Origin of the sequence: Sporosarcina thermotolerans (assembly GCF_030067815.1) — a bacterium.
Classification (GTDB): domain Bacteria; phylum Bacillota; class Bacilli; order Bacillales_A; family Planococcaceae; genus Sporosarcina; species Sporosarcina thermotolerans.
Map to the genome: position 1 here is coordinate 477501 of NZ_CP125968.1, position 12051 is coordinate 489551.

The 12051-nt window shown below is 41.9% G+C and carries 6 protein-coding genes, 1 rRNA gene and 4 pseudogenes (1 of these 11 cut by a window edge); 2 read left to right on the forward strand and 9 right to left on the reverse strand.

Features of this window, described 5'->3' with window-relative positions; all coding sequences use genetic code 11:
- The 9 genes and pseudogenes from QNH10_RS02705 to dnaA form a co-directional block, all read right to left on the reverse strand.
- A 16S ribosomal RNA gene (locus tag QNH10_RS02705) occupies nucleotides 1-874 on the reverse strand; it reaches 675 nt to the left of the window's first position.
- 362 nt (nucleotides 875-1236) lie between these two features.
- Nucleotides 1237-2133, reverse strand: a complete 897-nt coding sequence (locus QNH10_RS02710; RefSeq protein WP_283734551.1) for an HD-GYP domain-containing protein — start codon at nucleotides 2131-2133, stop codon at nucleotides 1237-1239.
- The gene (locus QNH10_RS02715) at nucleotides 2102-2314 is read right to left on the reverse strand and encodes a hypothetical protein (protein WP_283733415.1); all 213 of its coding nucleotides are present in this window, start codon (nucleotides 2312-2314) and stop codon (nucleotides 2102-2104) included. The genes QNH10_RS02710 and QNH10_RS02715 overlap by 32 nt, the downstream gene beginning before the upstream one ends.
- A 126-nt stretch (nucleotides 2315-2440) precedes the next feature.
- Nucleotides 2441-4968, reverse strand: a pseudogene (gene gyrA / locus QNH10_RS02720) (DNA gyrase subunit A).
- Nucleotides 4969-5064: 96 nt separating this feature from the next.
- Nucleotides 5065-6986: pseudogene (gene gyrB, locus QNH10_RS02725) on the reverse strand (DNA topoisomerase (ATP-hydrolyzing) subunit B).
- 93 nt (nucleotides 6987-7079) lie between these two features.
- Nucleotides 7080-8210: a DNA replication/repair protein RecF gene (gene recF / locus QNH10_RS02730; RefSeq protein ID WP_283733416.1), complete on the reverse strand. Its 1131-nt coding sequence runs from the start codon at nucleotides 8208-8210 to the stop codon at nucleotides 7080-7082.
- On the reverse strand, nucleotides 8200-8439 hold the full coding sequence (gene yaaA / locus QNH10_RS02735) for a S4 domain-containing protein YaaA (RefSeq protein WP_283733417.1): 240 nt from the start codon (nucleotides 8437-8439) through the stop codon (nucleotides 8200-8202). The genes recF and yaaA overlap by 11 nt, the downstream gene beginning before the upstream one ends.
- A 147-nt stretch (nucleotides 8440-8586) precedes the next feature.
- Nucleotides 8587-9722 (reverse strand): annotated as a pseudogene (gene dnaN / locus QNH10_RS02740) (DNA polymerase III subunit beta).
- A gap of 172 nt (nucleotides 9723-9894) precedes the next feature.
- A pseudogene (gene dnaA, locus QNH10_RS02745) lies at nucleotides 9895-11243 on the reverse strand (chromosomal replication initiator protein DnaA).
- Between the two features lie 68 nt (nucleotides 11244-11311).
- Here dnaA and QNH10_RS02750 point away from each other — a divergent pair.
- Both QNH10_RS02750 and rpmH read left to right on the forward strand, forming a co-directional pair.
- The gene (locus tag QNH10_RS02750) at nucleotides 11312-11518 is read left to right on the forward strand and encodes a hypothetical protein (protein ID WP_283733418.1); all 207 of its coding nucleotides are present in this window, start codon (nucleotides 11312-11314) and stop codon (nucleotides 11516-11518) included.
- Between the two features lie 261 nt (nucleotides 11519-11779).
- On the forward strand, nucleotides 11780-11914 hold the full coding sequence (gene rpmH, locus QNH10_RS02755) for a 50S ribosomal protein L34 (protein WP_147060480.1): 135 nt from the start codon (nucleotides 11780-11782) through the stop codon (nucleotides 11912-11914).
- Nucleotides 11915-12051 lie beyond the last annotated feature (137 nt).

The window sequence follows — 12051 nt, forward strand, 5'->3', positions numbered from 1 at the left end:
ATGCGTTAGCTGCAGCACTAAGGGGCGGAAACCCCCTAACACTTAGCACTCATCGTTTACGGCGTGGACTACCAGGGTATCTAATCCTGTTGCTCCCCACGCTTTCGCGCCTCAACGTCAGTTACAGACCAGAAAGTCGCCTTCGCCACTGGTGTTCCTCCACATCTCTACGCATTTCACCGCTACACGTGGAATTCCACTTTCCTCTTCTGTACTCAAGTCCTCCAGTTTCCAATGACCCTCCACGGTTGAGCCGTGGGCTTTCACATCAGACTTAAAGGACCGTCTGCGCGCGCTTTACGCCCAATAATTCCGGACAACGCTTGCCACCTACGTATTACCGCGGCTGCTGGCACGTAGTTAGCCGTGGCTTTCTAACGAGGTACCGTCAAGGTACGGGCAGTTACTCCCGTACTTGTTCTTCCCTCGCAACAGAGCTTTACGATCCGAAAACCTTCTTCGCTCACGCGGCGTTGCTCCATCAGACTTTCGTCCATTGTGGAAGATTCCCTACTGCTGCCTCCCGTAGGAGTCTGGGCCGTGTCTCAGTCCCAGTGTGGCCGATCACCCTCTCAGGTCGGCTACGCATCGTCGCCTTGGTAGGCCATTACCACCAACAAGCTAATGCGCCGCGGGCCCATCCTGCAGTGACAGCCGAAACCGTCTTTCAGAGTTCTTCCATGCGGAAGAACCGATTATTCGGTATTAGCCCCGGTTTCCCGGAGTTATCCCCATCTGCAGGGCAGGTTGCCCACGTGTTACTCACCCGTCCGCCGCTAATATCAGGGAGCAAGCTCCCTTCAATCCGCTCGACTTGCATGTATTAGGCACGCCGCCAGCGTTCGTCCTGAGCCAGGATCAAACTCTCCATAAAAGAGAAATTCGAATAGCTCGAGTTTCTTGCTGGCATCATTTAAGATGTCAATTTCGAATCCGAAGATTCGTTTTGTTCTTTTCACCGACAGGGTCGGCTCCAGAACTTTTTTTGTTGACGTTTTGCTGTTCAGTTTTCAAGGTTCATTTGATTGCCGCTCCGTTAGAAGCAACTCTTATATAATACCATGCTGCGTTTTCGATGTCAACAACTTTTCTCAAAAAAATTTAAGCTGTTTCGAAGTGGTTATTGAGTTACCGGAAGTGCAACGTTATTTACTATAACATCTTGTCTCTTTGAATGCAACACTTATTACAAAAAAATAGATTAGCCGTGTAATCTTTACAGCGGCTAATCCATATTCATTCTATAATCATTTCAATTACCAAATCACGATTCGTTGACAGGTCAATAATAAGACCGTCCGAGTCTTTCCTTATCATCGGTCTCAACGGAGCATCGCGATGCAAGAACATGACCTCACCAAGTTCACCGTTAGTTAACTTCACCCGTGTTCCTATAGAAAGATTTCCGACGAGATTTTGAAGAGCATCCACCACTTTAATATCAAATTTACCAAACTCATCTTCCTTAATCATCTCAATTACTTTAAATGGAGAATGTTTTGGTCTGTACAATCTATCTGACGTCATTGCGTGGAATACATCCGCCACGGCGAGGATTTGAGAAAATACTAAAATGGTCTCCATTTTCTCCCCTCTTGGGTAACCGCTTCCGTCAAGTCGCTCATGATGCTGAAGAATTGCCAATTTCATCTCCTGCCTAATTAGAGGCGTGGTTTGAATCATTTTTACGCTGAACAAAGTATGTTTTTTTACTTCATTGAATTCCTCTTGGGAAAGGGATGTTGTCTTTTCCAATATTGATGGTGCAATTTTTGCCATGCCGCTATCGGCTAAAGTTCCGGCAAGACCGAGTTGAATGATATCGCCCTTTTCGTAACCCATTTTCTTACCAATAGCTGCTGAAAGGATTCCCATAGCGATTGGATGATGATATAGATATTCTTCCGGAGTTGAAAACTCATTTATCATCGCTAACATACTTTTTTGTGCTATGAACTTTTCCAATAATGGGATGATGAAAGATCGGATCTTTGCAACTTCAGGAAGTTGCCCAAATCGCCAATTGTTGAATTCCCTCTTATAATCCTGAACTGCTTTGTCATAGGGATTCTTTAACCAGTACAAGTTATCTGATGTATTATCAGTAGACCGATGTATCAGGGTTTGTTTCATCACTATTGTTTAATTTCTCCTCCACCTTGACCTGGTTCACACCGAATACTCGAAGAACTTCTATATGTTCAAGTGTAAGCTCTGTACCTTTTCGCATAATCGGATATTTAGTCTTGCAGTACACGTCTTCCTTCAGTAAAGTTCCAGCCTGCAGTTCGCTAACATCTTTATATGATTCCATACTTAAGTTTCACCGCCTTACGATTTTCTCCTATAGACTATTATACTGAAACTAACAGAGTTAGACGACAAAAAAAGTTATTGAAATGACTGGAGCCATTTCAATAACTTTTACATTCAATAAATTTTAATCTTCATTTGGTTCTGTTGTTTCATTGTTTTCGCTAGAATCAGCTAATTCCTCGACCTCTTCGTTGGTCTCTTCATGTTCATCATGTTCATCTTCATGCTCCTTCTCGACTTTAGCAACCGTTGCAACAAGTTCATCCTCACCTAATCGGATTAGACGAACGCCTTGGGTGCTTCTGCCAATAGAAGAAATATCCTCAATATCCATTCGGATAAGTATGCCATGAATGGTGATCAACATAAGGTCTTCAGTTCCATCAACTGTTTTCATTGCCACAAGTGGGCCGTTTCTATCAGTGACATTCAATGTCTTCAAGCCATAACCGCCACGGGATTGGATTCGATACTCGTCTTCAGGTGTACGCTTTCCAAAACCTTTTTCCGTGACTACAAGAATTTCATCACCTTCAGCAACGGTATCCATGCCTACAGCTATATCACCTTCACGTAAACGGATTCCGCGCACACCACTTGCAACACGTCCCATCGAACGGATGTCTTGCTCACTGAACTTGATAAGCATTCCATCTCGTGTACCGATTGCAATGTTTTGATTGCCATTTGTCATTTTCACGCCGATCAATTCATCATCGCCACGCAATGTCAAAGCTATCAAACCATTGGAACGGATATTGGCAAAATCGGCAACGGAAGTACGCTTCACTATTCCTTCGCGTGTAGCAAAGAATAAATATTTCTCCGCCTCAAACTTTTCGACCGGAATCATCGCCGTAACTTTTTCTTCCTTAGCGAAATCCAATAGATTGATAATCGGTAAGCCTTTTGCCGTACGGCTATATTCAGGTACCTCATATCCTTTTTTACGGAATACTCTTCCCTTACTCGTAAAGAACAGGATTGTATCATGTGTAGATGTGTTCAACAAATGCTCGACGAAGTCGTCATCATTTGTACCCATCCCTTGTATACCCCTGCCTCCACGACGTTGGCTCCTGTAGGTATTTGCTGGAAGACGCTTAATATAGCCATTATGCGTCAATGTCAATACAGAGTTCTCCACTGGGATCAAATCTTCATCCTCAAGCATCTCGGCTCCGCCAGATGTAATTTCAGTTCTACGGTCATCCGCAAAACGCTGTTTCACTTCAAGCAGTTCCTCACGGATGATCTCTACCACTTTTTGTTCATCCGCAAGAATTGCACGTAATTCGGATATTAATACAAGGAGTTCTTGGTACTCGTTCTCAATTTTATCACGTTCTAAACCAGTTAAGCGTTGGAGACGCATATCAAGAATTGCCTGTGATTGGCGTTCAGTTAAATTAAAACGCTCCATCAAGCCGGTTTTAGCTTCTTCCGTTGTTTTAGAACCGCGGATCAACGCGATAATTTCGTCGATATGATCAAGAGCAATTCGCAAGCCTTCCAATATGTGCGCTCGGTCTTCAGCTTTTCTTAACTCATATTGAGTTCTTCTACGAATTACAACTTTTTGATGTTCTAAATAGTGATACAGTATTTCTTTCAGTGCTAATATCTTCGGCTGTCCATCGACAAGCGCTAACATATTAATACCGAAGCTCGATTGAAGGGCTGTATGTTTGTATAAATTATTAAGTAATACATGAGCATTAGCATCCCTGCGCACTTCGATAACGACTCGCATCCCCGTTCTATCGGATTCATCCGCCAAATGGGTAATGCCGTCTATACGCTTATCACGGACAAGTTCAGCAATCTTTTCAACAAGGCGGGCCTTGTTGACTTGGTAAGGCAATTCCGTAACGATAATCGTTTCCTTACCGTTTGACTGCTGTTCAATTTCGACTTTACCTCGGATGACAATGGATCCACGTCCAGTTTCATAGGCTCTTCTGATCCCGCTTCTTCCAAGGATTATACCCCCGGTAGGAAAATCCGGGCCTGGAATAATCTCCATCAATTCCTCAGTCGTGATTGCCGGATTATCTGCCATAGCAAGTACTCCATCAATCGTCTCACCTAAGTTGTGAGGGGGATATTGGTCGCCATACCAACCGCAATCCCTGAAGTACCGTTAACAAGCAAATTCGGAAAACGGCTCGGAAGTACAATCGGCTCCTTTTCCTGGCCATCATAGTTATCTTGGTAGTCAATTGTGTCCTTGTTGATGTCCCGGAGTAATTCCATTGCTATGCGTGACATTCTGGATTCCGTATAACGCATCGCTGCCGCCGAGTCACCATCTACAGAACCAAAGTTCCCGTGACCATCGACGAGCATATAACGGTAATTGAAATCCTGGGCCATCCTTACCATCGTGTCATAAACAGCACTATCACCATGAGGGTGGTACTTACCGATAACGTCACCGACAATACGGGCTGATTTCTTATGTGGTTTATCCGCAGTATTTCCAAGGTCTTGCATTGCATAAAGGATTCGGCGGTGAACTGGCTTCAGTCCATCCCGTACATCCGGCAATGCCCTGGAGACGATAACGCTCATTGCATAGTCAAGAAAGGACGTTCTCATCTCAGTACTGATGTTGATCCCTTGAACACCACGTTTAGGCATATCTGCCATAATGTCAAACTCCTTTCAACTCAGGCGTCTTTTTCTGAACAACCTGTTAACCGAACAAAGCCCCTCGCTTGAAGGGCAATGGTTAAATTTAATTAATCAAGTATCCAAGTTCTTTACATACATCGCATTTTCCTCGATGAATCTACGTCTTGGTTCCACTTCGTCGCCCATCAATTGTTCAAATGTGGCATCTGCATCAAAAGCATCATCAAGATGAACTTGAAGTAAAGTCCGCTGATCCGGATCCATCGTCGTCTCCCATAATTGAGTGGCATCCATTTCACCAAGACCTTTATAGCGAGTAATGACTGGTTTAGGAGCTGCCGGAAGACGATTGAGTATTTCTTGCAATTCCACTTCGTCAAAACAATATTCCTCGTGTTTCCCTTGTTTAACTCTGTAAAGCGGTGGTTGAGCAATATACACATAGCCTGCCTCAATAAGAGGACGCATGAAACGGAAGAAGAATGTTAATAATAATGTTCTAATATGCGCTCCATCTACGTCGGCATCCGTCATGATGACAATTTTATGATAACGTGCTTTCGAAAGATTGAATTCGTCACCAATACCGGTGCCAAGGGCTGTAATCATTGTACGAATTTCGGCATTTCCTAAAATACGGTCCAATCTGGCTTTTTCTACGTTCAGTATTTTACCGCGCAATGGCAAAATTGCTTGGAAATGACGATCGCGTCCGCTTTTCGCTGAACCGCCCGCCGAGTCACCCTCAACGATGTACAATTCACTAATCGCCGGATCACGAGAAGAACAGTCTGCAAGCTTACCAGGAAGACTGGATACTTCCAATGCCGATTTACGTCTTGTCAGTTCCCGTGCATTTTTTGCGGCAAGTCTTGCTCGTGCAGCCATTAGACTTTTATCAATGATTAACCGAGCTGTAATTGGATTTTCCAGCAAAAAACGTTGGAAGCCTTCTGAAAACAAAGCATTTGTAATCGTACTGACCTCTGAGTTCCCTAACTTCGTTTTCGTTTGACCTTCAAACTGGGGATCTGGGTGTTTGATTGAAATGATTGCCGTCAATCCTTCACGGACATCTTCTCCCGACAAATTCGGGTCAGATTCCTTCAACATCCCATTCTTCCTTGCATAATCATTTACAACACGTGTCAATGCTGTTTTGTAACCTGATTCATGCGTACCGCCTTCATACGTATTAATATTGTTGGCGAATGATAATAGATTTTCTGCGAAGCCGCCGTTATATTGCATGGCAATTTCAATTGAGATTCCATCTTTCTCGCCCTCTATGAAAATCGGTTCCTCATGAATCGGTTCTTTGTTTTGATTTAAATGTTCAACATACGACTTAATACCGCCCTCGTAGTAGAACGTGTCGGTACGATTCTCTTCGCCTCGCTCGTCTGAAATCGTTATGCGCAGGCCTCTATTCAAATAGGCAAGCTCACGGATACGGTGGGACAAAATATCGTATTCATATTCGGTCGTTTCCTTGAAGATCTCGGGATCCGCTTTAAATCTTGTACGGGTACCGGTTTCTTCAGTTTCGCCTATAACTTCCAGCTCATTCACGAGATTCCCTCGTTCAAACCTGATGAAATAGACTTTCCCGTCCCGTCGAACATACACTTCGGTTACTTCAGAGAGTGCATTCACAACTGACGCCCCAACGCCATGCAAACCACCTGAAACTTTATAACCTCCGCCGCCGAACTTACCACCAGCGTGGAGTACCGTCATGATGACTTCTACTGCAGGTCTACCTGTTGATTCTTGAGTACCGACAGGAATTCCCGCCCGTTATCATCCACACGGATCCAATTATCCTTTTCAATTGTCACTTCAATGTGATCACAATAGCCAGCCAAAGCTTCATCGATACTATTATCGACAATTTCCCATACAAGATGGTGGAGACCACGTGAACTCGTTGTACCGATATACATGCCCGGACGTTTACGAACTGCTTCCAGACCTTCAAGGACTTGAATCTGATTCGCATCATAGGCTGTCTGCAATTCTTTTTCTTCCATTGCCAATATGTTCACCTTTCCTTTCCGAACATCAATCGTTAAGTTTCTTTAGACATTTTTTTAGTTTCCTTCGGGAACGATATTAACAGGTTGTCAATTCAACTGATTTCCCTTATCTGAAACACGACCTGCTGATACTTCATACAATTCGGCTTTACGAATCGTCTCATGATCGAGTCCAGCAATATTCGTCGTAGTTACGAATGTCTGGACTTGCCCTTGCATCGTATTCAACAAGTGGGATTGACGATAATCATCAAGCTCTGACAGGACATCATCCAATAACAGAACAGGTGTTTCTCCAACTTCCTGTTTAACAAGGTCGATTTCGGCAAGTTTAAGTGATAACGCCGTCGTACGTTGCTGCCCTTGCGACCCATAGGTCTGGATATCATATCCATTCACAAAAAAATGGAGATCGTCACGGTGTGGTCCAATCAGTGTCATTCCACGTTCCAACTCTCGACGTCTCACTTCTTGCAGTTTTTTAATAAGTATTTCTTCCATCTGTTCAACAGTCTGCCCAGAATCGAACTCTTTTAATGTCCCATATGTCACTTTAAGCTGCTCAATTCCTCGGGAAATCCCTTTATGGATGGGTTCAGCCCATTTTTGGAGTAATTCAATAAAATAATATCGTTTCCGAATGATTTGTACTGCCACTTGGACATATTGTTCTGTATAAATATCAAACATGACGTTCGAAAAATCCAATTTTCCACGATTCTCTTTAAGTATTGCATTCCGTTGCTTTATTATCTTTTGGAAGGTAAGCAGATCATGAAGATAGACTGGGGATATTTGTCCGATTTCCATATCTAAAAATCTTCTTCGGACCTGTGGGCTTCCTTTTACAAGATTTAAGTCCTCCGGAGCAAACATGACAACATTGAGTTGACCGATATAAAGGCTTAAGCGGTTCTGTTCCAAATGATTTACCCGCGCCTTCTTGCCTTTTTTCGATATTGTCAATTCAAGTGGGAGACGTCCATACTTGCGTTGGATGTCCCCTTCTATTTTACCATACTCTTGTTCCCAACGTATAAGTTCACGATCATTTGATGTACGATGTGATTTCGCCATCGACAAGACGTATATCGCTTCCATGATATTCGTCTTGCCTTGTGCGTTTTCACCGATTAAAACGTTGATTTGAGGGGAAAAAGACAATTCAAGGGAATTGTAATTTCGATAATCTGTCAGGGATAGGCGTTCAATGAACATCCGATTGACCATTCACAGATGAGGATATCTTGAACCTACCTGCATTAGGAATATTAACGACATCGCCATCGTAAATTTTCTTACCCCTACGACGCTCTTCTTCACCGTTCACGTAAACTGCATTTTCTTCCAAAAACCATTTGGCCATTCCACCAGAGCTGATTGCATTGGTCATTTTCAGCAATTGGCCTAGTGTAACAAACTCCGTATCAATTTGCATGACTTCCATCCGCTTCAATCCTTCTCAAATTAGTCTGTCTCTCTATTTTACCGAACTTTTCGCTGTAAGTAAAAAGGATAGCCAAAAATTTGACTATCCCTTCTTTTCCATTGCTATTAAAACGATTAATTATCAACATGTGGATAATGCTTGAATTTAAAACGTCCTGACCGGCAATATCAATTGCAGGATCGAGTCGCTATCAATTGATTTTAAGATGAATGGCCTCATTGCACCTGTGAAATGAATAGCGATATCCTGGCCATCAATGGCTTTCAAAGCATCCATCATGTATTTCGCACTAAAGGAGATTTTTAGGTCTTCTCCCGTTACATCGATAGCTTCGATCAATTCTTCAACCTTACCTATTTCAGGTGAATTTGAGGAAACTTCAAGCATTTTTCCTTCATCAGCAAAAAAACGGACAATATTATTCCGCTCTTCACGAGCCAATAAAGATGCACGATCGATTGCTTGTAATAACTGGCGACCATTTACTGTAACTGTTGTCTTATATTCAGACGGGATTAACCTCGAAGTATCCGGATAATTCCCTTCAAGAAGCCTCGAATAGAAAAGTACATTTCTTGACTTGAAAAGTACCTGCTGGTCAGCAATGACAATTTCAACAAGATCTGAGTTATCCGGAAGGATTTTATTCAACTCTTGAAGACTTTTTCCGGAATGACGACACTAAATGGGCTTTCAGGCATAAGTTCCGGCGTAAGTTCTCTTCTTGCAAGTCGGTGGCTGTCTGTAGCAACACATACAAGCTTTTCATTCACCGTTTCCCAATGAACACCGGTAAGAATCGGGCGTGTTTCTTGTTGCGATACCGCAAATACAGTTTCCTTAATGAGCGATTTCATCAAATCAGCCGGCAAGGAAAAACGATACTCATCTTTCACATTCGGTAGCACAGGGTAGTCATCTGAATTGGATCCGATGAGGTGAAACTCTGATTTTCCGGATTTGATATGAGTTTGCATTCCATTCTCAATTTCAATCGTAACACTATTCGTTGGTAGTTTTCTAACGATTTCGCTGAAAACTTTTGCCTGAAGGATGATGGAACCTGGTTCAATGACACGAATTATCTGTTCACCATCTTCTTCAATCGGGATAAATGTGCAAATCGTAATATCCGAATCGCTACCAGTCATCGTTAAACCTTTTTCAGAAACATCGATTTTAACTCCGGTCAAAATGGGATTCGCCACTTTTTGACTGATTGCTTTCATGACGTCATTTAATCCCTCGAGCAACCAATCTCTCATAATTTCAAATTTCATTTTGCACCCTCGCTTATATATTAATTAGTTAAGTAATAAAGATAGTAATAGTAATAGGGGCTGTGGATATGTTAGTAAGCCCTAAAAACCTATATGTTAGAAAGATAAACACATGTGTATAACCTGTGCACAGTTTGTACCGTAATTTAAAGGTTATTCACATGTGGATTCTTCATCCTCGGCCAAGAATTGTTTTAATATCTTGAATATCTTGTTGTAGAATTTTATCATCCTTCAATTGCTTAGCAATCTTTTCATGTGCATGGATGACAGTTGAGTGGTCTCGACCACCAAATTCCGAACCAATTTTAGGCAGCGAAGAATCCGTCAATTCGCGTGAAAGATACATAGCGATTTGACGTGGGAATGCGATTGCTCTTGTTCTTTTTTAGCAGTAAAGTCTTCAAGCCGGATATTGAAATGTTCTCCGACTGTTTTTTGAATGTCTAAAATACTAACTGTACGTGGACGGGAATTTGGAATAATATCCTTTAATGCTTCTGCAGCAAGATCGGTCGTGATGTCCATATTGACAAGGGATGAATAAGCGACAACCCGAATTAGTGCACCTTCTAATTCCCGTATGTTTGTATCAATCTGGTTGGCAATGTAAAGCATTACATCATCCGAAATATCAAGTAGTCCATCAGCCTTTGCCTTTTTGCGTAGAATTGCAATTCGAGTTTCTAAATCTGGCGGTGCAATATCAGTGATTAATCCCCATTCAAACCGCGATCTTAGGCGATCCTCCAAGGTAGGTATCTCTTTTGGCGGACGGTCACTCGAAATGATAATCTGCTTTGCTTCTTCATGTAACGTATTAAAAGTATGAAAGAATTCCTCTTGTGTCTGTTCTTTTCCAGCGATGAATTGAATATCGTCAATTAGAAGGACATCTACTTTTCGATACTGATTTCTGAAATCGCCCGCTTTATTATTCATGATGGAATTAATGAATTCATTCGTAAACTTCTCTGAAGATAAATAAACGACCTTAGCAGAAGGGTCCTGTTCCATAATATAATGCCCAATAGCATGCATAAGATGGGTCTTCCCAAGCCCGACACCACCATAGATGAATAGGGGATTATACGATTTAGCAGGGGCTTCAGCTACAGCTAACGAGGCAGCGTGCGCAAATCGGTTTCCTGATCCGATTACGAATGTATCAAATGTATATTTGGGATTCAACATGACAGAAGCCGATGCGACAGGCGTTTTGTCAGCCTGTTTAACAACTGTTTTCGGTATTTTAAAATCACTTTCTTCCATTTCTTTTGGAACTACAAAATGGATAAGTCGGTCTTCACCCGTCAATTCTGACATGATGCCGGTTATTAGATGAACGTAATGAGTTTCTAACCAGTCCTTTGCAAATGAATTAGGAACAGCAATTGTCACGTTTTCATCGCCATATGTCATCAATTTTGTCGATTTAAGCCAGGTTTCGAAACTTGGTCGCGAAACTTTATCTTCAACTTTCGACAAAACTTCGTTCCATAATTTTTCAAGCTGATCCACTCGTTGGGCCTCCTTTACATAGAAATAAAAAAACACAGGAATATGTATTATACACAGAATTCAATCGTGTGGATAATAAATATCCCGAAGTGTTGAAAAAATTATCCACAACCTATCAACAATTGTGGATAATTGAATGGGCTTTTAAATTTGTTAACAGCAAAATCTTTTACATTGTACCAAGAAACTATAAGAATGACAAGGCATTCTATGAGTTATTAACACTAACAGCAATTGTGGAGAATTACTTTATCCACAGGCTTTTGTATGTGTAAAAGGTGTAGATAAGGGCTGTGCATAAAAAAATGATAAAAATTTCTATGAACATATTTGTCAGCAATCTACATTTTTTGATGTGGATAACTTTTTATTAAATCGATTGGTGTCGAACGATGTAAAGTAAAGATGGAAATTATGAAGAATTGTAATTGGCTTAAATAAGAGTTACTAAAAAATAATTGACATTGTGGGAAATGCGCCTTATACTATTCAAGACTCTCAGAAAGTAAAGGGACAATGCAGGAGGTGTCTTTGAAATGAAACGTACATTCCAACCAAATAAACGTAAACGTAGTAAAGTTCACGGCTTCCGTGCAAGAATGAGCTCAAAAAGCGGTCGTAACATCCTCGCTGCTCGTCGTCGCAAAGGAAGAAAAGTGCTTTCAGCATAAGACCACTCTAAAAGTGGTCTTTTTTTTGTATAAAAAGCGGAGGGCGCTTGCTCAGCTGCGACAGGCATAAGAAAAAAATGCGTAGTGGCGCACTTTGCCACGTAGCAGTTTTGTCTTATGACCCGAGCAGTTAGCGC